Source organism: Stenotrophomonas maltophilia, from assembly GCF_001274595.1.
GTDB classification, from domain to species: domain Bacteria; phylum Pseudomonadota; class Gammaproteobacteria; order Xanthomonadales; family Xanthomonadaceae; genus Stenotrophomonas; species Stenotrophomonas forensis.
Genome location: NZ_CP011010.1, coordinates 2,672,797 through 2,694,834 on the forward strand (window position 1 = coordinate 2,672,797; position 22,038 = coordinate 2,694,834).

Consider the following 22,038-nt stretch of genomic DNA (forward strand, 5'->3'; position numbering starts at 1 on the left):
GGCCAGCGGCCGGCACTACCGAAGGTCGATCTACATCGGCACGCCGACGATCACGCTGGACGCCTTGAACAGCACCGTCGCCGCGCTGCCTTCGCGCAGCTCCAGCGCCGCGGTGCTGGTGCGCGTGATCACCGCCACCACATTGCAGCCGTGGCCGATGTCCACCACCACCTCATCGTTCACCGCGCCCTCGGTGAGCCGGTCCACCTTGCCACTGAACTGGTTGCGTGCCGAATAACGCCCCTCCCCCTGCGCGACGATCACCGACGAAGCTTTCACCAGCGCATAGGCCGGCACGCCCACCGCCAGCCCCAATGCCTCCACGCTGCCGTGGGTGATCGTGGCCACCAGCGCCAGCCCCGGCGCCACTTCAATCTGCACTTCGTCGTTGACCGCACCGGTGGCCAGCGCGCTGACCCGGCCATGGAACTGGTTGCGTGCACTGGTGATCATGCCGATTCTCCGGATCAGGGCCAGATCCTCGTCCAGCCCGGGGGTGGCCTGCAGCGACTGCAGGAAGGTGCGGTGCGCGCGCTCGACCTCTTCGAAGCGGGCGATCAGCTGGTGGCCGCGCTCGGTCAGCTGCGCACCGCCTCCTCCACGTCCGCCCACGCTGCGCACGACCAGCGGCTCGCCGGCGGCGGTGTTCATCGCATCCACCGCATCCCAGGCGTTTTTGTAGGTCATGCCCATGCGCTTGGCGGCCTGGCTGATCGAGCCGCAGGCATCGATCAACCCCAACAGCGCGAAGCGCCCGCGGCCCCCCACGCTCTGCCCGGCAATGCTCAGCCACAGGTTGCCCTGCAGTTCCAACGGTGGCCCGGCCTCGCTCATGGTGCTCGTTTTCCTGCGTTGCGCGCGAACGGCCAGTGTACGGCGTCGCTCCCCTGCACCGGGCTTGATATCGATCAAGGTGGCCGCGCCGGCCGGCGCCGAGAATCCCCGGGTCGGTCATCAAGTTGACCCCTGCCAACCGTTATATCATCTTGGATATAACGAACCCGAGGACTCGCGAGGATGCGTACCTGTCGTTTCGTTCTACCCCTGTCTGCCCTGCTGCTGCCGCTGGCCGCCACCGCCGCCGCCGACACCGCCTCGCCGCCGCCGGTATTCACCCTGGGCACCATCGACGTGCATGCCGAACGCGGCACCTCGCCCACCGTGGCCGAACGCAGCCTCGACGCCGAGCGCATCCAGCAGCTGGACCGCAACACGGTCGGTGATGCGGTCAGCGTGCTGCCGGGCGTCAGCCTGGCGCGCAACTCGCGCAACGAGGACATGGTCTACCTGCGCGGCTTCGATGCCCGCCAGGTGCCGGTGTTCCTCGACGGCATCCCGCTCTACGTGCCCTATGACGGCTACGTGGATTTCGGCCGCTTCACCACCTTCGACCTGGCCGAGATCCAGGTCGCCAGCGGCGCGGCCTCGCTGCTGTACGGGCCGAACATCCTGGGCGGTGCGATCAACCTGGTCAGCCGCCGTCCCGAGCGCCCGCTGGAAGGTGATGTGCGCCTGGGCATCGCCGACGGTGGCGAGCGCAAGGCGGCGTTCAATCTTGGCGGCCGCCGCGGCGACTGGTACTTCCAGCTCGGCGCATCGATCCTGAAGGCCGATGACTTCCCGCTGCCGAAGGGCTTCGTCGATTACAAGCGGGTGCCCACCGACACCGGCAAGGACCGCCGCAACGCCTCGCGCGACGACCGCCGCCTGTCGTTCAAGCTGGGCTACACCCCGCGCGAGGGTGACGAGTACGCGATCGGCTACGCGCGCCAGGACGGCGAAAAGGACAACCCGGTCTACACCGGCACCGCGCGCAGCGGCATCCGCTACTGGCGCTGGCCGTGGTGGGACAAGGACAGCCTGTACTTCATCGGCAACACCCGCCTGGGCGAGCACACCACGCTGCGCACCCGCGTCTACCGCGATACCTATGGCAATGGCCTGGACGCCTATACCGACGGCACCTACCAGGTGGCGATGGACAACAGCAGTTTCCCCAGCATCTACGACGACCGCACCGTGGGCGGCTCGGTGACCCTGGCCACGACGGCGCTGCCGCGCCAGGAACTGCAGTTCGCGATCCACTACAAGGAAGACCAGCACAGCGAGCGCAATCCGCATTCGCCGACCAAGAACTTCCGTGATGTCACCACCTCGGTGGCGATCGAGGACCGCATCGCACTGACCGATACCTCGCACCTGCGCGTGGGGGTCGGCCATGACCGCCGCGACGCCAAGCGCGTGTACTTCTGGCCGACCGGCAGCGCTGATGCCACCAATGCGGTACTGGAGTACGTGCAGCAGTTGGCGCCGGACCAGCAGTGGTACGCCAGCGTGGCGCGGCGCACGCGCTTCCCGACCATCAAGGACCGCTACTCGGCGCGCATGGGCGCGGCCCTGCCGAACCCGGACCTGAAGCCCGAGCACGCCACCCACTTCGAAGTGGGCCTGCGTGGCCGCTGGTGGGAAGGCGGCCAGCTGCAGGCGTCCCTGTTCCAGAGCCGCATCGATGATCTGATCCAGAACGCGGTAGTGGCGTCGCGCGAGTGCGGCGGCAGCACCTGCAACCAGGCGCAGAACATCGGCAAGGCCCGCCACCAGGGTGTGGAACTGGGCCTGCGCCAGCGCATCGGCGACGACTGGGACCTGCAGGCCAGCTACACCTGGCTGCGCCGCACCAACCTGCAGGACCGCAACGTGGCCCTGCTCGACAGCCCACGCCAGCGGCTGTTCATGGCGGTAGGCTGGCAGCTGCTGCCGCAGTGGAAACTGCAGGCCACGCTGGACGCCGAACAGGGCCGCAAGGTCAGCTACGCCGACGCGGCGCGACCGGTACGTGCGCTGCCCGGCTACGGCATCACCGGCCTGAAGGCCAGCTGGAGCCCGCGCGAGGCCTGGGATTTCGACCTCGGCGTGCGCAACATCGGTGACAGATGGTACGAACTGGCCGACGGCTACCCGATGCCGGGGCGTACCTGGTTCGCCAATGCCAACTGGAGGTTCTGAGCATGACCGCGTCCTCGACACCGCGCATCGCGGCGATCGTGCATGACCACAGCGGCGAGCCCGATGGACTGCTGGCCGCCTTCGCCGCGCGCCAGCTGGCCGCCGGACACCGCGTGCGCGGGCTGGTGCACCTGCCGCACGAGCCCGCGGCCAACGGCGGCAAGCGCATGGCGCTGATGGACGTGACCGATCCCGCTTCACGCTACCCGATCAGCCAGGCGCTGGGCCCGGCCTCGTGTGGCTGCAACCTCGACCCGGGCGGCATCGCCGATGCCAGCGTGGTGCTGCGCCGGGCGCTGCAGGACCATGCCGAGCTGGCCATCGCCAACCGCTTCGGCACGCTGGAATCGGAAGGCGGCGGCATGGCCGATGAGCTGCTGGCGCTGATGCTGGCGGGCATCCCGCTGCTGACCGCGGTGAAGCTGCCCTACCTCGACGCATGGCGGCAGTTCACCGGCGGCATGGCCGTCGAGCTGCCGGCCGAGGACGCGGCACTGCAAGCCTGGTGGGATGCCTGCCGTACCGCACCGGACGCGGCCGCATGAGGCGGCGCGCCCTGCTGCAGGCGTTCGCGCTGGCGCCCCTGCTGGCCGCCGGTGCCGAGCTGCTGGCGATGCCGGCACAGCGTGTGCTGCGGCTGGGCGCACCCAAGGCCACACCCAGGCGCGTGTTTGCGGCCGGTCCACCGGCCGCGGTGCTGCTGGCTGCGGTGGCGCCCGAGCGCCTGCTCGGCTGGCCGATGAAGGTGTCGCCCGACGCGCTGGCGCAGCTGCCGGCGGTCGTGCGTGCATTGCCGGTGGTCGGCCGCCTGGCCGGGCGCGTCAGTACGGTCAGCCTCGAGCGCCTGCTCGCGATGCAGCCGGACCTGGTGCTGGATGCAGGAGATTTCGACGCCAGCTATCGCGACGCGGCCGAGCGGGTGTGGAAGCAGACCGCGATTCCCTTCGAGCTGATTGCCGGGCGCCTGCCTGATCATCCAGCGCAGCTGCGCCACGTCGGCAGGTTGCTTGGCGTGGCCGCACGCGGCGAAGCCTTGGCGCAGGCAGCCGAAGCGCAACTGGCGCTGGTCCGCGAGGTACTGGCGGCGCGTCCGGAGGCGGCGCGGCCCAGCGTTTACTACGGGCGCGGCAGCGATGGCCTGGAAAGCGGCCTTTCCGGCTCGATCAATACCGAAGTGATCGAGTTCTGTGGCGGGCGCAATGTGGCGGCCAGTGCCGGTGCCGGCGGCCTGGCCCGCGTCTCATTCGAACAACTGCTGGCCTGGGACCCGGACGTGATCCTGACCCAGGATGCTGGCTTCGCCGCTCATGCCGCACAGGATCCGCGCTGGCGTGCGCTGCGCGCCGTGCGGGACGCGCGGCTGTACTGCGCGCCGGTGCTGCCGTTCGGTTGGCTGGATGGCCCGCCCGGCATCAACCGCCTGCCTGGCCTGCCGTGGCTGTTGTCCAGGCTGCATCCCGGCGCGACGCCCTCGCTTGCACCTGCTGCCCTTCGCGGGCGCATCAGCGCGCTGCATCATCTGCTGTGGGGCCAGCCATTGCCCGCCGCGCTTGCACGCAGCCTGCAGGCGAACGCCTGAGCATGCGCACGCTTCCACGTTGGGCCTGGCATGCCGGTGGCTGGAGCCTGCTGCTGGCGACGCTGCTGCTGGCGTTCTCGGTCGGCCAGTTCCCGGTGCAACCGGCGGCGCTGCTGCACGCCATCGGCTGGCAGCTGTTCGGCATCGGTGATCCCCCCGCGCCTGCGGTGCAGGTGGCGCTCTGGCACATCCGCCTGCCGCGCGTGCTGGCCGCCGTCCTGATCGGCGCGGTGCTGTCCGCCGCTGGCGCGGCCTACCAGGCCATGTTCCGCAATCCGCTGGTGTCGCCGGACATCCTCGGCGTCTCCGCGGGCGCGGGCCTTGGCGCGTCGCTGGGCCTGTTCCTCGGCCTGCCGATGCTGCTGGTACAGGGCGTCGCCTTTGCCGGCGGGTTAGGCGCGGTCGGCCTGGTCTGCCTGGTGGCGGCGCTGGTGCGTCGTCATGACCCGGTGCTGGTGCTGGTGCTGGCCGGTGTTGCGGTGTCGGCGCTGCTCGGTGCCGGCATCTCGCTGTTGAAGCTGCTGGCTGATCCGTACACGCAGTTGCCGTCGATCACCTTCTGGCTGCTCGGTGGCCTGAACGCGGTGGTCATCGACGACCTCAAGGTCACCGCGCCATTGCTGCTGATCGGGCTGTTGCCGCTGGTGCTGCTGCGCTGGCGGGTGAACCTGCTCGGCCTCGGCGACGAGGAGGCCAGCGCGCTGGGCGTAGCGGTCACGCCGCTGCGCTGGACACTGATCGCCGCCGCCACGCTGTGCACGGCAGCAGCGGTGTCGCTGGCCGGCATCATCGGCTGGGTCGGGCTGGTGGTTCCGCACATCGCGCGGTTGCTGGTCGGCGCCGACTTCCGCCGCCTGTTGCCGGCCAGCCTGCTGCTCGGCGCCAGTTTCCTGCTCGCGGCCGATACGCTGGCGCGTACCCTGGCGCCGATCGAACTACCGCTCGGCATCCTCACCGCGTTTGTCGGCGTGCCCTGCTTCCTGCTGGTACTGGCGCGCAGCGAGCGTCGGCCATGAGCGGCAGCACACCGTTGCTGGAAGCGCGCGGACTGGTCATCGGCCATGCCGGCGTGGCACTGGGTGCGCCGTTCGCGTTGTCGGTACGCCCCGGTGAGGTGCTGTGCCTGCTGGGCCCGAACGGCTGTGGCAAGACCACCCTGTTCCGCACCCTGCTCGGCCTGCTGCCCGCCGTGCGCGGCCAGGTGGACCTGCAGGGAACGCCGCTGCGCGCGCATGACCGCGCTGCCATCGCTCGCCGCATCGGTTATGTCCCGCAGGCCTCACCCATGCCTTTCGCCTGGCGCGTGCGCGAGGTGGTGGCCATGGGCCGCGCCGCGCACCTGGGCCTGCTGGCCGCCCCCGGTCGTGCCGATGAAGCCATCGCCGGGGAGTGCCTGCGCGAACTGGGGTTGCATGCGCTCGCCGAACGCACGGTGACCACGCTCAGTGGCGGCGAGCGCCAGCTGGTGCTGATCGCGCGTGCGCTGGCCCAGCAGGCGCACCTGCTGGTGATGGACGAGCCCACCGCCAGCCTCGACTTCGGCAACCAGCTGCGCATCCTCGATACCGTGCGTCGCCTGGCCGACCGTGGCATCGGCGTGCTGCTGTCCACCCATCAACCGCAGCACGCGCTGCAGGTCGCCGACCGCATCGCACTGATGGCGGCGGGCAGCCTGCAGGCACTGGGCCCTGCGCGGGAGATCGCCACCCCCGAACGCCTCGCCACGCTGTATGGCGTCGATGCGGCACGCGTCGCTGCCGCCCTGCCCGCTTCTGGATCTTCCACATGAGTACACCGCTTCCCACCCCGATCGACCATGCCGCGCGCTATCGCCAGCACCTGCTGGCCTGTGGTTTCCAGGCCAAGCCGGCCAGTGCCTGGGATGCGCGCGCCGCGCAGACCAGCTGGAAGCGCCGCCACGACGACTACAGCGACGCCTTCCTGGCCCGGCTTGATCTGGGGGGTGTGGCCACGGTGTTGGATGTCGGCTGCGGGCCGGGCCTGCTGAGCCTGCCCATCGCTGCACAGGTGCAGCACGTGCATGCCCTGGACTACAGCAGCGGCATGCTCGACGGACTACGCGCCGCGATCGCACGCGACGGTGTCTCCAACATCACCCCGTGGCCGCTGTCGTGGACCGATGACTGGCACGCCGTGCCGTGCTGCGACCTTGCCATTGCCTCGCGTTCGCTGATGGTGCCGGACCTCGAGGCAGCGCTGCGCAGGCTGGACGCGCACGCACGTCAGCGCGCCTGCATCACCTTCGCCACCGGCCCGCGTGCCGGCGTGCCCGAGCTGGCCGAGCTGCTCGGCCGCGACTGGGTACCCATGCCCGACCACCGCTACCCGATCAACATGCTGCTGGACATGGGCCGCGAGCCGCAGGTGGATTACCTGCCCGAATCGGTGCGCGACGTCGCCCAGGATGCCGACGGCCTGGTGCGCCAGGCCGTGGAGCTGTTCGGTCCGCTGGATGCGGATGAAGAGGCGCGGGTGCGCGCGTGGCATGCACGCTCGCCGCAACACCGGTTCGGCATGGCGCCAACGCGGCGCTGGGCGTTCATCCAGTGGGCGACCAACGATTGACCCGGTAGAGCCGGCCGCTGGCCGGCTGCTCCGGATTCCATGATTGCCGGCCATCGGCCGGCACTACCATCAGATGCAACCAACCATCGCCAGTGCGCCCATCACGCGTCACTCGCCGACGATGCGGCCGTCCACCACGCGGGCCACCTGCTGGCCGAACACGGCCACGTCCCGCGGGTCATGGCTGATCAGCAGCAACGGGATGCCGGTCTTGTCCAGCACTGTCTCCAGTTCCTGGCGCAGGTGCTGGCGCAGGTCGTGGTCCAGCGCGGAAAACGGTTCGTCCAGCAGCAGCGCCTGCGGCTGGGTCACCAGGGCGCGCGCCAGGGCGGTGCGCTGGCGCTGGCCACCGGATATCTGCGATGGCAGCAGATCGCCCACCGTGTCGATGCGGAAAGCATGCAACCACTGCTCCACCGCATCGAAGCGCTGGCTGCTGCGTGGATTCAACCAGCCCTTCTGCAGCCCGAACGCCACGTTCTGGCGCACGCTCAGGTGCGGGAACAGCGCATAGTCCTGGAACACGTAGCCCAGCCGGCGACGCTGTGGCGGCAGGTCCACGCCGGTTGCGGCATCGAACAGGGTCTGTCCCTGCAGGCGCACATGGCCCTGACCGGGCCGCAGCAGCCCGGCCACCGCCTTCAATGTCAGGCTCTTGCCCGCGCCGGAGGGCCCAAACAGCACCACCTGCCGCTGCGAGCACTGCAGCGACACGTCCAACACGAAATCCTGTCCGGCCGCCTGCAGCCGCCGCTGCACCTGCAGGTCAAGCCACATCACGCAGCTCCCGGCGGCGTCCGCCGACCAGCCGCGCGGCCAGCAGCAGGATCACGATGCACACCACCGAGGTCAGGATCACCAGCGCATTGGCCTTGCCATCCTGCCCGGCCTGCACCGCCTCGTAGATGGCGATCGACAGCGTCTGCGTGCGGCCCGGAATGCTGCCGGCCACCATCAGCGTGGCGCCAAACTCGCCCATCGCGCGCGCAAAGGCCAGCAGCAGGCCGGCAAGGATGCCACGCCAGGCCAACGGCAGCGTGACCCGGAAGAACACCGCCGCTTCGGACACGCCGAGCGTGCGCGCGGCCTGCTCCAGTTGCCCGTCCACGCCCTCGAACGCCGCGCGTGCCGGCTTGAACACCAGCGGCAGCGAGGCCACCGCCGCCGCGATCACCGCGGCCTGCCAGGTGAACACCAGGTTGATGCCGAACCAAGACTGCAGCCACGCGCCGATCGGGCCCTTGCGGCCGATCAGCACCAGCAGGTAATAGCCGAGCACCGTCGGTGGCAGCACCATCGGCAGGGTCAGCAGTGAATCCAGCAGCTCACGGCCCGGAAAGCGCCGACGCGCCAGCAGCGCGCCCAGCGCCACGCCCAGCACCAGGTTGATCGCGGTGGCCCAACCGGCCACCTTCAGCGACAACCCCAGTGCGCTCCAGTCGAGATCCATGCCTCAGGGCTTGCCGAATCCGTGTTTGGCCAGGATCGCCTGGCCCTGCGCCGAGCGCACGAACGCCGTGAAGCGCTTGGCCTCGGCCGGCTGCGCGCTGGCCTTGGTCACCGCCAGCGGATAGGCAATGCGCCCCGACACCGGCACTGCGAAGGCACGACGGACACGGTCAGGCATGGCCTGCGCATCGGTCGCATAGACGAAACCGGCGTCCACTTCACCACGCGCCACGTAATCCAGCGACTGGCGCACGTTCTGCGTGGTGATGGTCTTGCCCTGCACCGACGGCCACAGGCCCGCCGCTTCCAGCGCGCCCCTGGCATAGCGGCCGACCGGCACACTGTCCGGGTTGCCCAGCGCAATGCGCTGCACGCCGGTACCGGCCAGGTCCTTCAAACTGCGCGGCGCGGCCTTGGCCTGCGGCGGCACCACCACCCACAGCGCATTCACCGCGAACACCTCGCGCGTGCCCGCGGCCAGCAGGTCCTGCTGCTGGGCCTGGTCCATGGTGGTTTCATCGGCGGAGGCGAACACGTCCACCGGCGCGCCGCGGGTGATCTGCTGCAGCAGCGCGCCCGAGGCGGCGAAGTTGAAATCGACCTTGGTTCCCGGGTGTGCCTTCTCGTAGGCGGCGCCCAGTTCACGGAAGCTCTCGGTCAGGCTCGATGCCGCCGACACCGTCAGGTCGGCCGCCCAGGCCGGCACCGTGGCCAGCAGTCCCAGCAACAACAGTCCCGCTCGTTTCATGGTCGGCTCCCGGCCTGGTTCAGTTCGGATCGGATTCGTCAGCCACCGCCAGCGCCGCCAGGCGCTCGGGCTGCAAGAGCAGGATCTCGCGCTGCTTCACCGCGATGATCCCATCATCGCTCAGGCGGCGCAGCACGCGGCTGGCGGTTTCCGGCGCCATCCGCAGGTAGTTGGCGATCTCGGTCCGCGCCATGGTCAGGTTGAAGCGCGTGGCCGAGAATCCGCGCCGTGCATAACGTTCGGACATGTCCAGCAGGAACGCGGCCATGCGCTCCTCGGTGCGGTGGTTGGCCGCCAGCGTGGCGACCTTGCCGATCTCCGCACTGAGCAGGCTGAACAGCTTGGCCTGCAGCCCAGGCATGCGCGTGGCCAGCAGGCTCAACTTGGGGAACGAGATGCGGCACAGGTGCACGGTATCCAGCGCCACCGCATTGCAGGGGAAGCGCGAACCATGGATCGCGTTCAGGCCGATCACCTCGCCTGGCAGGCTGAAGCCCAGCACCTGTTCATTGCCCTGGCTGTCATCGACGAAGGTCTTGACCATGCCCGCGCGCACCGCCGCGATCGAATCGAACGATTCGCCGGCACGGAAGATGTAGTCACCGGCATGGAACGGACCGACATGGTCGACCAGCACATGCAGGTCACCCAGCGCGGTCTTGTCATACCCCTGCGACATGCAGGCATCGGAGAACGCACAGGTGCTGCAGAAATGCAGAGCGTCGCCGTCGTCGGCAGCAGCGGGATTCGGTGTCGCCTGGCGAAGGCGGCCATGCGAGGGCGGATTCGGAGACATCGAGGCAAGACTCAAGCGATGGCGGCCGCCGGCCGGAAGCATGCAGCCATCATACGCCACAGCAGGCGACCTTCTTCGGCCAGGCGCAGCACGCGTGCGTCCCACTCCGCCCAGCCGCGAGCGAGCAGTGGCGACAGGGCCGGCAGCTGTGCGGCGAAGCACTCCTCGAACGGTTCATCGTTGCGCCATTCGAAGGCGGCGGCATCGAGGGCATGGTCGCAGGCAATGCTCTGCGCCACCTCGGCCGCCAGCCGCTCGTCTTCAGACAGGATCAGGCCGGCGGACACGCCGATGTGCCCGGCCTGCAGCCGGGCGCGCCATTGATCCCATTCGTCCTCCAGCCGGTAGAACACCTCGCCGATCTGGCTGCAGGCAGACAGGCCGAGGCCAATGAAATCGCTGCGGTCACGGCGCGGCACGCCCGCCAGGTCGCAGTGGCGCTGGCCATCGCCAGGCCCGTGCGGGTTCGGCAGGTCACCGCGTTGATAGTGATCGCCGCCGATCGCCTCGTAGCCCGCTGCGCGCAGCAGGCGCCAGGCCTGCAGCCAGTTCGCGGCGGACGGATGCTGCGGCAACGCGCACGGTGCCGGCAGCAGCACGCGCTCGGGCGCTTCGGCCAGCACCTCATGCAGGCGTTCGATGAAGCCTGCATCCTCGCAGGCTGGCACCCGCAACTGGTAGTAACGCGCGGTGAAGCCCACCTGCCGCGCCTGCGCCAGCAGGGTCGGCCCCGGCGCGTCAGCCCGGTCGATCACGTTCAGGCGGGTGCACCCCAGCGCACGTAGTTGTGCCGGTGACAACGCGCTGCCTGCATCCAGCCGCACCTCCACCTGGGGTCGTGCCACGGTGCGCAGATGCTGCGGCACCGCGTCCAGCAGCTGGCCCAGCTGCGGCGGTGGCAGCGTTTCGGCCAGCCCCAGCTGCAGGACCATGGCGACCACCTCGCGGTCCTCGGCCAGTGCATCGGCCTGCAACCGCAACGCCTGCAGTAGTGTCTCCAGATAGGCCTGCGGCGATACCTCGCGTCCGCCGCGGCCGGCCTGGAAACCCAGGGTCAGGCCGCGCGGGATCAGGTGCTCGTTGCTGGCGCGCACCGCGGCGCGCCATCCACTTTCGCCGAAGCCGGTGCTGAACTGGTCAGCCGGCGGGAACAGCACATGCCGGGGTTGCCGCAGCAATGCCGCCTGCAGCGCGGTGTCCTCACTCTGGTCAACGTGGAAGCTCATGGCAGACATCTTCGGGCGTCCCTCCTCGCGTTGCCCTGATTGAAATCAAGCGCGACGCATCCGCGGATTCATGCCGGCCAGCGGCCGGCACTACCCTTTCACCGCTACCCGGTAGTGCCGGCCGCTGGCCGGCAACCCCGTTCACCTGCCGCGCGCACGATCGGCCGCGGCGGCATCGATGGCTTCAGGCAGATCGGTCTCGCGGTCGATCTGCGGGAAGTGACGGCGTTCCATGCGGCGGATGGCGAAATGCATCCAGGCCAGTGCAGCGGCCACCAGCACGAACAGCAGCATGAAGCAGCTGCTCCAGATGCCCAGCGCATCGTTCAGCGCACCGAACACGATCGGCAGGATGAAGCCGCCGAGGCCGCCGATCATGCCGACCACGCCACCCACCGCGCCGACGCGCTCCGGGTAGTAGACCGGGATGTGCTTGTAGACCGCGGCCTTGCCCAGCGACATGAAGAAGCCCAGCACGAACACCAGCACGGTGAACAGCACCACGCCGATGGCCAGGTGGAAGTGGATCGGGCCGTGGATGCCCTTCACCACGTACTCGGTGTCCGGGTAGGCCAGCAGGAAGGTGCAGATGGCCGAGACGCCGAAGGTCCAGTACATCACCCGGCGCGCGCCCATCCTGTCCGACATCCAGCCACCGACCACGCGGAACAGGCTGGCCGGGATCGAATAGCACGCCGCCAGCATGCCGGCGGTGCCCACGTCCATGCCATAGGCGCCCACCAGGTAGTGCGGCAGCCACAATGCCAGCGCCACGAAGCCGCCGAACACGAAGAAGTAGTACAGCGAGAACCGCCACACCTGCAGGTTCTTCAGCGGTGCCATCTGCTCGGCGAACGGCACCGGCTTCACGCCTTCGCGGCGGCGCTGTTCCAGCGACGGGTCTTCCTTGCTGAAGAGGAAGAACAACACGGCGGTGACGGCCAGCGCCACCGCCCAGACCTTGGCCACCATGGTCCAGCCGGCGGCCACCATCACCAGCGGCGCCAGCAGCTTGGTCACCGCCGAACCGATGTTGCCGGCACCGAAGATGCCCAGCGCGGTGCCCTGCTTGCTGGCCGGGAAGAACTTCGACACGTAGGCCACGCCGACCGAGAAGTTGCCGCCGGCGATGCCCACGCACAGCGCAGCGAACAGGAACTGGGTGTAGGTCTGCGCGTAGGTCAGCATCCAGGTGGCCACCGCACCGCACAGCATCACCAGCACCATCACCTTGCGGCCACCGAACTGGTCGGACCAGATGCCGAGGAACACGCGGCTGACCGAACCGGTCAGCACCGGGGTGGCGATCAGCAGGCCGAACTCGGTGTCGTTCAGCCCGAGCTGCTGGCTGATCTGGATGCCGATGATCGAGAAGATCATCCACACGGCGAAACACACGGTAAAAGCGAAAGTGCTCAGCCACAGCGCACGCTGCTGCTGCCCGGCACTGGCGGGGGCAAGAGCCTGGTTCATGGAGTCTCCTCGTTCACGATGGGTCAGCCGATATCCGCTTCAGCTTCGATCTCTTCCAGCCCGCGCACCGGATAGCGTTCCTGCAGCTGCAGCAGGTAGGCCTGCACTTCGCGCTGGCGCACCTGCAGTTCCAGGTACTCACGCAGCTGCGGCAGCACCACCTCGAACGGCTGCGGCTGGCCTTCTTCACGGGCGTCGATGCAGACCACGTGGTAGCCCCAGCGCGATTCCACCGGGAAGCCGGCCAGGCCTTCGCGCAAGCGGAATACCTGGCGATCGAACTCCGGCGTGGTCTGGCCCCGCTGCAGCCAGCCAAGGTCACCGCCCTCGCTGCTGGAGGGGCAACGCGAATGGCGCAGGGCGAAATCGGCGAACAAGTGCGGCGATTCCTTCAGCAGCCCCACCAGCCGCTCACCCTCGGTGCGTGCGGCAAACCGCCCGGCCACGTCGTCGGCCGGTGCGGCCAGCAGGATATGGCGCAGGCGCACGCGATCGGGCGAGCGGAAGCGCTCCGGGTTCTGCTCGAAGTAACGGCGGCAGTCCTCGTCGGTTGGCACACGGTCCTCGATCGCATCTTCCAGCAGTTGCTGGATCAGCACTTCTTCATCGCTGACCCGGCCACCCTCGGGCGCCTGCAGCCCCAGCCGCTGCGCCTCAAGCCTCAACAACTCGCGCACCACCAGTGCACGCGCCGCCTCGGCGCGTGACTGTTCCGGGCGCATCGCCCGATGGTGCTGCATCTCGCGGGCGATCTCGGCCTCGCTGATGGCAATGTCGTCCACGAACAGCCGGCACGGTGCCGGCTGCCCGAGCGAACGCGGCCCCTGCTCCGCCGCATCGTGGTGGTGCGAATGCGCCTCGGCAGGTACCGGTGCGGCGGAGTCGATCACGGTGATCGGCAGGAATCTCGGCAGGCTGCCCATGGCTTACTCCCGCGGCCCGTAGCGCAGCGTGGCCTGGCGCCGGCGCACCACCTGGTAGGGCCGCCACAGGTAGCTGATCGGGATGCTCCACACGTGCACCAGGCGGGTGAACGGCGCGATCAGGAACAGGGTCAGGCCCAGGAAGATGTGCATCTTGTAGACCCAGCTGACGCCTTCAATGTAGTCGGCGGCACCGGCACGGAAGGTCACGATGTGCTGGGCCCATTCGGCCAGCTGCACCATCACCCCGCCATCCAGGTGGCCGGCCGAGATGCGGATGCTGTACAGGCCCAGGCACAGCTGGGCGAACAGCAGCACCAGCACCAGGGTGTCGCCGAAACTGCCGGTGGCACGCACGCGCGCATTGAACAGGCGGCGTACCAGCAGGATGCTGATGCCGATGAAGCACAGCGCGCCGAACACACCACCCACCACCATCGCCAGCATCTGCTTCTGCGAGGAGGTGATGAAGTGCTCGTACACCGCATGCGGGGTCAGCAGGCCGACCAGATGCCCACCAAGGATGGCCAGAATGCCGATGTGGAAGCAGTTGCTGCCGATCCGCATGCCCTTGTCCGACAGCATCTGGCTGGAGCCGGTGCGCCAGGTGTACATGGCCTTGTCATAGCGGGCCCAGCTGCCGATCAGCAGCACCGCCACGGCGATGTACGGGTAGTACTGGAAGGCGAATTGATGCAGGGAGTAACTCATGGCTGGACCTCTCGATGCGAAGGACGGGCCGGCGAACGCACGGGCGGCTTGCAGTCTTCGGCAGGGGCTTCGGCGCCGAAGCGCACCGCCTCTTCCTCCCACAAGCGGTCCATGGCCTCGGCGGTATCGTCGCGGACTTCTTCACTGGCACGCTGGCGCAGCGCCTGCAGATCGGCCTTGCCGTCGCCGGCTTCGACCAGGATCTCGAACAGCACCCGATGCGGCAGCTCGCGCTCGGCGGCGCGCGCAGCCAGCATGCCGGCGATGTGGCCGATGTGGTGCAGCCACTCACGGGCCTCGCTGCCGGGCCGATGGGCCAGGAACTCCAGCAGCAGCGGCAGGTAGTCCGGCAGCTCGCGAGCATCCAGCTCGAAGCCATTGCGGCGGTACGTCTCGACCAGGTCGACCATGGCCTGGCCGCGATCACGCGATTCGCCATGGATGTGTTCGAACAGCAGCAGGCTCATCGAACGACCACGGTCGAAACTGGCCAGCCAGGCGGCCTGCGCATCCAGCGCATCGGTGCCCAGCAGCTGCTGCACGAAGCTGCGCAGCTGCTGGCGGCGGGCGGCGTTCAGCGCCGGGTCGTCGCAGGCGGCGAGCAGTTCCTCGCCGTGCTGCCACAGTTCCTCACGGGGGTAGTCCAGCAGCACCCCGACCAGCTTGAGCACGCTCATCACACCACCTCCTTGCGACGGTGGTTGGGCCCCTTGTCCACCACGAACGTGCTGGTGCTGCGCTGGCCGAACAGGTCGGCTGGGCTGTCACCGTTGCAGCCGTTTCCGAAGGTGAAGCCACAGCCGCCGCGTTCGCCGAAGGCATCGTTGGCATATTCGCGGTGGCCGGTCGGAATCACGAAACGGTCCTCGTAGTTGGCGATGGCCAGGTAGCGGTACATCTCTTCCACCTGGGCAATGCTCAACCCGGTCTGCTCCAGCACCGCGGTGTCTTCCACGCCGTCCACGTTCTTGGCCCGGCGCCAGGCACGCATCGCCATCAGCCGCTGCAGCGCGCGCACAACCGGTGCCTCGTCACCGGCTGTCAGCAGGTTGGCCAGGTAGCGCATCGGGATGCGCAGCGAGGCCACGTCCGGCAGTTCGCCGCTCATGCCCACCCGGCCACGCTCGGCCGCCGACTGGATAGGCGACAGCGGCGGCACGTACCAGACCATCGGCAGCGTGCGGTATTCCGGGTGCAGCGGCAGCGCCAGCTTCCAGTCGATGGCCAGCTTGTAGACCGGCGACTGCTTGGCCGCGTCCAGCCAGCTGTCCGGAATGCCTTCCTTGCGCGCGGCAGCGATCACCGCCGGGTCGTTCGGGTCCAGGAAGATGTCCAGGTGCGCCTGGTACAGGTCCTTCTCGGCGGCCACCGAGGCGGCCTCGGCAATGCGGTCGGCGTCGTACAGCATCACGCCCAGGTAGCGGATGCGGCCCACGCAGGTCTCCGAGCACACGGTCGGCTCGCCCATCTCGATGCGCGGGTAGCAGAAGATGCACTTCTCCGACTTGCCGCTCTTCCAGTTGTAATAGATCTTCTTGTACGGGCAGGCCGACACGCACATGCGCCAGCCACGGCACTTGTCCTGGTCGATCAGCACGATGCCGTCCTCCTCGCGCTTGTAGATCGCGCCCGACGGGCACGCCGATACGCACGCCGGGTTCAGGCAGTGCTCGCACAGGCGTGGCAGGTACATCATGAAGGTCTTCTCGAAGGCGCCGTAGATCTCCTTCTGCACCTGGTCGAAGTTGTAGTCACGCGAGCGCTTGCTGAACTCCGAGCCCAGGATCTCCTCCCAGTTCGGGCCCCACTCGATCTTCTGCATGCGCTCGCCGCTGATCAGCGAGCGTGGCCGCGCGGTGGGCTGGTGCTGGCTGTCCTTGGCGGTGTGCAGGTTCTGGTAGTCGAAGTCGAAGGGCTCGTAGTAGTCGTCGATCTGCGGCAGGTCCGGGTTGGCGAAGATCTTGGCCAGCATCCGCCAGCGGCCACCGGCACGCGGCACCAGCTTGCCGGCGCGGGTGCGCACCCAGCCGCCATTCCACTTGTCCTGGTTCTCCCATTCCTTCGGGTAGCCGATGCCCGGCTTGGTTTCCACGTTGTTGAACCAGGCGTACTCGACGCCCTCGCGCGAGGTCCAGACGTTCTTGCAGGTGATCGAGCAGGTATGGCAGCCGATGCACTTGTCCAGGTTCAGCACCATCGCGATCTGTGCACGGACCTTCATCACACCACCTCCTTGCTGGCCGATGCTGAAGCACCAGCGGGCTGCTCATCGTCCAACCAATCGATCTTGTCCATCTTGCGTACGATCACGAACTCGTCGCGGTTGGTGCCGCAGGTACCGTAGTAGTTGAAACCGTACGCCAGCTGCGCGTAGCCACCAATCATGTGGGTCGGCTTGAGCACGATGCGGGTCACCGAGTTGTGGATGCCGCCGCGGGTACCGGAAATCTCCGAACCCGGCACATTGATGATGCGTTCCTGAGCGTGGTACATCATCGCCATGCCCGGCATCACGCGCTGGCTGACCACTGCACGCGCGGCGATCGCACCGTTGACGTTGAACAGTTCGATCCAGTCGTTGTCGACGATGCCGGCGCTGCGCGCGTCATCCTCGCTCAACCACACGATCGGGCCACCGCGCGACAGCGTCTGCATGATCAGGTTGTCGCTGTAGGTGCTGTGGATGCCCCACTTCTGGTGCGGGGTGATCCAGTTCAGCACGATCTCCCTGTTGCCGTTCGGGCGCTGGTTCAGCAGCGGCTCCACCGTGCGCGTGTTGACCGGCGGCCGGTAGCCCATGAAGGCTTCGCCGAAGTCGATCATCCACTCGTGGTCCTGGTAGAACTGCTGGCGACCGGTCACCGTGCGCCACGGAATCAGCTCGTGCACGTTGGTATAGCCGGCGTTGTAGCTGACGTTGTCGTCTTCCAGCCCCGACCAGATCGGCGAAGAGATGATCTTGCGCGGCTGCGCCTGGATGTCACGGAAGCGGATCGCCTCGTGCTCCTTGCCCACCGCCAGGTGGGTATGCTCACGGCCGGTGAAGGTACCCAGCGACTCCCAGGCCTTCACTGCCACGTGGCCATTGGTTTCCGGCGCCAGGTGCAGGATCACTTCGGCCGCGTCGATCGCGGTCGAGATGGCCGGGCGGCCGTGGCTGACGCCCTCGTCGTGCACGGTGTGGTTGAGCTTGCCGAGGAATTCGACCTCGTGCTTTGTGTCCCAGCTCATGCCCTTGCCGCCGTTGCCCAGCTTGTCCAGCAGCGGGCCCAGCGAGGTGAACTTGCGGTACAGGTTCGGGTAGTCGCGCTCCACCACCGTCATCGACGGCATGGTCTGGCCCGGGATGGCCTCGCACTCGCCCTTCTTCCAGTCGGCCACGCCGAACGGCATGCCCAGTTCGTTGGGCGTGTCATGCAGGGTCGGCACCAGCACCAGGTCCTTTTCCACGCCCAGCACACCCGGCGCCATCTCGCTCACGGTGCGGGCGACCTCCTTGAAGATCTCCCAGTCACTGCGCGATTCCCACGCCGGATCCACCGCCTTGGACAGCGGATGGATGAACGGGTGCATGTCCGAGGTATTGAGATCGTCCTTCTCGTACCAGGTTGCGGTCGGCAGCACGATGTCCGAGTACAGCGCGGTGGTGCACATGCGGAAGTCGAGCGTGACCAGCAGGTCCAGCTTGCCTTCCGGTGCCTCGTCACGCCACTTCACCTCCTCCGGCTTGATCGCGCCCATCTCGCCCAGGTCCTTGCCCTGCAGGCCATGGCGCGTGCCGAGCAGATGCCGCAGCATGTACTCGTGGCCCTTGCCCGACGAACCGAGCAGGTTCGAGCGCCAGATGAACATCATGCGCGGGTGGTTCTGCTGCGCATCCGGGTCGGCGAAGGCGAAGTCCAGCGAACCGTCCTTGAACTTGCCCAGCGCGTAGTCGGCCGGGGCAATGCCGGCCGCTTCAGCCTCCCGCACCAGCTGCAGCGGATTGCGGTCCAGCTGTGGCGTGCTCGGCAACCAGCCCATGCGCACGGCGCGCAGGTTGAGGTCGGCCAGGCTGCCGCTGTACTTGCGGGCATCGGCCAACGGCGAGAGCAGCTCGTCCACCTGCAGCTTCTCGTAGCGCCACTGCCCGGTGTTGAAGTAGAAGAACGAGGTGCCGTTCATGTGCCGCGGCGGGCGGCTCCAATCCAGGCCGAACGCCAGCGGCTGCCAGCCGGTCTGCGGGCGCAGCTTTTCCTGGCCCACGTAATGCGCCCAGCCGCCACCGGTCTGGCCCACGCAACCGCACATGATCAGCATGTTGATCAGGCCGCGGTAGTTCATGTCGTTGTGGAACCAGTGGTTCATGCCCGCGCCGACGATGATCATCGAGCGGCCATGGGTCTTGTCGGCGGTACGCGCGAATTCGCGGGCGATCTCGATCACTTCCGCACGCGACACGCCGGTGATGCGCTCCTGCCAGGCCGGGGTACCCGGCACCATGTCGTCGAAACTGCGCGCCACGTTGCCGCCGCCGAAGCCACGGTCCACGCCGTACTGGGCCAGCAGCAGGTCGTAGACCGTGGCCACCAGGGTGTCGCCGCCGTCGGCCAGGGCCAGTCGACGCACCGGGATGTTGCGGTCAAGCACGTCATCGGCCGGCGCTGCGGTCCAGCCGTCGGTCTCGATGCCGCCGAAGTACGGGAAGCTGACCGCCTCGATGCCGTCGTGGGTTTCAGACAGGCTCAGCTGCAGGCGCGTATCGGCGCCGTTGCTGGCCTTCTCTTCGATGTTCCACTTGCCCTTCTCGCCCCAGCGGAAGCCGATCGAGCCGTTCGGCACCACGATCTGGCCGCTGGTCTGGTCATAGGCCAGGGTCTTCCAGTCGGGGTTGTTGGCTTCGCCGAGCCCGCCCAGTTCACTGGCGCGCAGGAAGCGGCCCGGGACCAGCCGGCCATCGTCGCGACGTTCCAGGCGCACCAGCATCGGCATGTCCGAGTACTGGCGGCAGTAGTCCTGGAAGTACTGCGAAGGCGAATCGACATGGAACTCGCGCAGGATCACGTGGCCGAAGGCGAAGGCCAGTGCCGCGTCGGTGCCTTGTTTGGGGTGCAGCCAGTGGTCGGTCAGCTTGGCCAGCTCGGAATAGTCCGGGCAGATCGCCACCGTCTTGGTGCCGTTGTAGCGCGCCTCGGTGAAGAAGTGGGCGTCGGGCGTGCGCGTCTGCGGCACGTTCGAGCCCCAGGCGATGATGTAGCGGCTGTTGTACCAGTCGGCCGATTCGGGCACGTCGGTCTGCTCGCCCCAGATCTGCGGCGAGGCCGGCGGCAGATCGCAGTACCAGTCGTAGAAAGACAGGCAGGCGCCGCCCAGCAGCGACAGGTAACGCGCGCCCGCCGCGTAGGACACCATCGACATCGCCGGAATCGGCGAGAAGCCGACCACGCGGTCCGGGCCGTACTGCTTCACCGTGTACAGGTTGGAGGCCGCAATGATCTCGTTGGCCTCTTCCCACTGCAGCCGTACGAAGCCACCCATGCCGCGGCGGCTCTTGTACGAACGCGCCTTTTCCTTGTCCTCGACAATGCTGGCCCAGGCATCAACCGGGGCCTTGCTCTTGCGCGCCTCGCGCCACAGGCGCAGCAGCGTGCCGCGGATCAGCGGGTACTTCAGCCGGTTGGCGCTGTACAGGTACCAGGAATAGCTGGCGCCACGCGGGCAGCCACGCGGTTCATGGTTGGGCAGGTCCGGGCGGGTACGCGGGTAGTCGGTCTGCTGGGTTTCCCAGGTGACCAGGCCGTTCTTGACGTAGATCTTCCAGCTGCACGAGCCGGTGCAGTTCACGCCGTGGGTGGAGCGCACGACCTTGTCGTACTGCCAGCGGGCGCGGTAACTGTTTTCCCAGTCGCGGCCCTCGCTCTTGGCAAATCCATGGCCATCGGCAAAAGACTGGGGGTCACGCTTGAAGAACTGCAAGCGATCAAGGAAATAACTCATCGGGGGTCTCCCTTTGCGGACATCTGCAACGTGGCTGTGGTGTTCATTGGCTGCGGTGCGTTTTCAAGTTGTCAGCAGGGTGTCTCGGCACCGCGCCGGTAGTACCACCACCAGGTCACGGCCAGGCAGGTGATGTAGAAAACAACGAATCCGTACAGCGCCATGTCGGGGCTGCCGGTCAAGGTGATGGACGAGCCGTAGCTCTTGGGGATGAAGAAGCCGCCATAGGCGCCGATCGCACCGGAGAAGCCGACCACCGCGGCCGACTCGATGCTGGCCTGGTGCGCGGCCGCCGCCTTGCCTTCGGCGGTGTCGTTGGCCGACCAGCGCTCGTGCAGGGTGCGGAAGATCACCGGGATCATGCGGAAGGTGGTGCCGTTGCCGATGCCACTGAGCACGAACAGCGCCATGAAGCTGAGCAGGAAGCCATGGAAGTTGCCGCCCTGGCCGTGGCTGGGCAGGAAGTGCAGCACCCCGAACACGGCGGCGATCATCAGCGCGAACACCCAGAAGGTCAGGCGCGCGCCGCCCCAGCGGTCGGCCAGGCTGCCGCCCACCGAGCGCATCAACGCACCCAGCAGCGGGCCGATGAACGCGTAGGCCAGCGGATTCACGTCCGGGAACTGGCTCTTCACCAGCATCGGGAAGCCGGCCGAGAAGCCGATGTAGGAACCGAAGGTGCCGATGTACAACCAGCACATCAGCCAGTTGTGCTTGCGGCGGAAGATCACCGCCTGCTCGGAGAAGGACGAGCGCGCACTGGTCAGGTCATTCATTCCGAACCAGGCCGCAACCGCACAGATCGCGATCGCCGGCACCCAGATGAAACCTGCGTTCTGCACGAACAGCGACGCCCCGCCCTCCACCGTGGGCTGCGGCGCACCACCCAGCGCACCGAACACGCCCACGGTGATCACCAGCGGAATCACCGCCTGCGCCACCGACACGCCCACATTGCCCAGGCCGGCGTTCAGGCCCAGCGCCAGGCCCTGCTTCTGCTTGGGGTAGAAGAAAGAGATGTTGGACATCGACGAAGAGAAGTTCGCACCGCCAAATCCGCACAGGATGGCGATGACCACGAACACCCAGTACGGCGTGGCCGGGTCCTGCACCGCAAAGCCCAGCCAGATCGTCGGCGCCAGCAGCGAGGCGGTGGACAGCGCCGTCCAGCGGCGGCCACCGAAGATCGGAATCACGAACGAATAGAAGATGCGCAGGGTTGCGCCGGACAGGCTGGGCAGTGCCACCAGCCAGAACAGCTGGTCGGTACTGAAGTTGAAGCCGATCTTCGGCAGGCTGATCGACACCGCCGAGAACAGCACCCAGACCGAGAAGGCCAGCAGCAGCGAGGGAATCGAGATGACCAGGTTGCGGGTGGCGACCCGCTTGCCGGTGCGCTCCCAGTAGCCGGGATCTTCCGGCGTCCAGTCGCTGATGACGCGACCCGGACGGGAGGTGCTGCGGACAACAGGATCGCTACCGACGGTCATACATGGCTCCAAGGCTGTGGAATGACGTGGGTACTGCGTTTCAAGTTGTGACCCGTCGTCATGCAGCCATTAGGC

At 67.7% G+C, this 22,038-nt stretch carries 19 protein-coding genes; 6 read left to right on the forward strand and 13 right to left on the reverse strand.

Annotated elements, in window-relative coordinates; genetic code table 11:
* Nucleotides 1–30 precede the first annotated feature (30 nt).
* On the reverse strand, nt 31–834 hold the full coding sequence (locus VN11_RS12255; RefSeq protein ID WP_053449929.1) for a TOBE domain-containing protein: 804 nt from the start codon (nt 832–834) through the stop codon (nt 31–33).
* Between the two features lie 183 nt (nt 835–1,017).
* Between VN11_RS12255 and VN11_RS12260 the strand changes: the two genes are divergently transcribed.
* From VN11_RS12260 to VN11_RS12285, 6 genes are read left to right on the forward strand one after another with little or no spacing between them, the layout of a single operon-like run.
* Nucleotides 1,018–3,006, forward strand: a complete 1,989-nt coding sequence (locus tag VN11_RS12260; RefSeq protein WP_053449930.1) for a TonB-dependent receptor plug domain-containing protein — start codon at nt 1,018–1,020, stop codon at nt 3,004–3,006.
* Between the two features lie 2 nt (nt 3,007–3,008).
* Nucleotides 3,009–3,551 (forward strand): DUF2478 domain-containing protein, encoded by a 543-nt coding sequence (locus tag VN11_RS12265; protein ID WP_053449931.1) that lies wholly within the window; start codon nt 3,009–3,011, stop codon nt 3,549–3,551.
* Nucleotides 3,548–4,585, forward strand: a complete 1,038-nt coding sequence (locus VN11_RS12270) for an ABC transporter substrate-binding protein (protein WP_053449932.1) — start codon at nt 3,548–3,550, stop codon at nt 4,583–4,585. The genes VN11_RS12265 and VN11_RS12270 overlap by 4 nt, the downstream gene beginning before the upstream one ends.
* A gap of 2 nt (nt 4,586–4,587) precedes the next feature.
* The gene (locus VN11_RS12275) at nt 4,588–5,601 is read left to right on the forward strand and encodes a FecCD family ABC transporter permease (protein WP_053449933.1); all 1,014 of its coding nucleotides are present in this window, start codon (nt 4,588–4,590) and stop codon (nt 5,599–5,601) included.
* The gene (locus VN11_RS12280; protein ID WP_053449934.1) at nt 5,598–6,374 is read left to right on the forward strand and encodes an ABC transporter ATP-binding protein; all 777 of its coding nucleotides are present in this window, start codon (nt 5,598–5,600) and stop codon (nt 6,372–6,374) included. Before VN11_RS12275 ends, VN11_RS12280 begins: the two co-directional genes overlap by 4 nt.
* The gene (locus VN11_RS12285) at nt 6,371–7,171 is read left to right on the forward strand and encodes a class I SAM-dependent methyltransferase (protein ID WP_053449935.1); all 801 of its coding nucleotides are present in this window, start codon (nt 6,371–6,373) and stop codon (nt 7,169–7,171) included. The genes VN11_RS12280 and VN11_RS12285 overlap by 4 nt, the downstream gene beginning before the upstream one ends.
* 108 nt (nt 7,172–7,279) lie before the next feature.
* On the opposite strand, the gene VN11_RS12290 is transcribed toward VN11_RS12285, so the two are convergent.
* The 12 genes from VN11_RS12290 to VN11_RS12345 all read right to left on the reverse strand — a co-directional run bounded on the left by VN11_RS12290 (nt 7,280) and on the right by VN11_RS12345 (nt 21,963).
* Complete coding sequence (locus VN11_RS12290; protein ID WP_053449936.1) at nt 7,280–7,948, reverse strand: sulfate/molybdate ABC transporter ATP-binding protein; 669 nt, start codon at nt 7,946–7,948, stop codon at nt 7,280–7,282.
* A complete protein-coding gene (gene modB, locus VN11_RS12295; RefSeq protein WP_053449937.1) occupies nt 7,938–8,621 on the reverse strand; it encodes a molybdate ABC transporter permease subunit in 684 nt (227 codons plus the stop codon). Before modB ends, VN11_RS12290 begins: the two co-directional genes overlap by 11 nt.
* A 3-nt stretch (nt 8,622–8,624) precedes the next feature.
* Nucleotides 8,625–9,368, reverse strand: a complete 744-nt coding sequence (modA, locus tag VN11_RS12300; RefSeq protein ID WP_053449938.1) for a molybdate ABC transporter substrate-binding protein — start codon at nt 9,366–9,368, stop codon at nt 8,625–8,627.
* A 19-nt stretch (nt 9,369–9,387) separates the two neighbouring features.
* Entirely contained in the window at nt 9,388–10,164 is a 777-nt protein-coding gene (locus tag VN11_RS12305; RefSeq protein WP_008265167.1) for a helix-turn-helix domain-containing protein, read from the reverse strand.
* An 11-nt stretch (nt 10,165–10,175) separates the two neighbouring features.
* Nucleotides 10,176–11,390, reverse strand: a complete 1,215-nt coding sequence (locus VN11_RS12310) for a coproporphyrinogen III oxidase (RefSeq protein WP_053449939.1) — start codon at nt 11,388–11,390, stop codon at nt 10,176–10,178.
* 141 nt (nt 11,391–11,531) lie between these two features.
* Nucleotides 11,532–12,863 carry an MFS transporter gene (locus tag VN11_RS12315; protein ID WP_008268613.1) on the reverse strand — a complete coding sequence of 444 codons (1,332 nt, stop codon included), beginning with the start codon at nt 12,861–12,863 and terminating at the stop codon, nt 11,532–11,534.
* 23 nt (nt 12,864–12,886) lie between these two features.
* Nucleotides 12,887–13,786 carry a peptidylprolyl isomerase gene (locus tag VN11_RS12320; protein ID WP_053449940.1) on the reverse strand — a complete coding sequence of 300 codons (900 nt, stop codon included), beginning with the start codon at nt 13,784–13,786 and terminating at the stop codon, nt 12,887–12,889.
* A gap of 3 nt (nt 13,787–13,789) precedes the next feature.
* A complete protein-coding gene (gene narI, locus VN11_RS12325; protein ID WP_006449390.1) occupies nt 13,790–14,497 on the reverse strand; it encodes a respiratory nitrate reductase subunit gamma in 708 nt (235 codons plus the stop codon).
* A complete protein-coding gene (narJ, locus tag VN11_RS12330; protein WP_040007589.1) occupies nt 14,494–15,174 on the reverse strand; it encodes a nitrate reductase molybdenum cofactor assembly chaperone in 681 nt (226 codons plus the stop codon). Before narJ ends, narI begins: the two co-directional genes overlap by 4 nt.
* A complete protein-coding gene (gene narH, locus VN11_RS12335) occupies nt 15,174–16,718 on the reverse strand; it encodes a nitrate reductase subunit beta (protein ID WP_053449941.1) in 1,545 nt (514 codons plus the stop codon). Before narH ends, narJ begins: the two co-directional genes overlap by 1 nt.
* The gene (locus VN11_RS12340; protein ID WP_053449942.1) at nt 16,718–20,473 is read right to left on the reverse strand and encodes a nitrate reductase subunit alpha; all 3,756 of its coding nucleotides are present in this window, start codon (nt 20,471–20,473) and stop codon (nt 16,718–16,720) included. The genes narH and VN11_RS12340 overlap by 1 nt, the downstream gene beginning before the upstream one ends.
* A gap of 71 nt (nt 20,474–20,544) precedes the next feature.
* Nucleotides 20,545–21,963, reverse strand: a complete 1,419-nt coding sequence (locus VN11_RS12345; protein ID WP_053449943.1) for a NarK family nitrate/nitrite MFS transporter — start codon at nt 21,961–21,963, stop codon at nt 20,545–20,547.
* Nucleotides 21,964–22,038 lie beyond the last annotated feature (75 nt).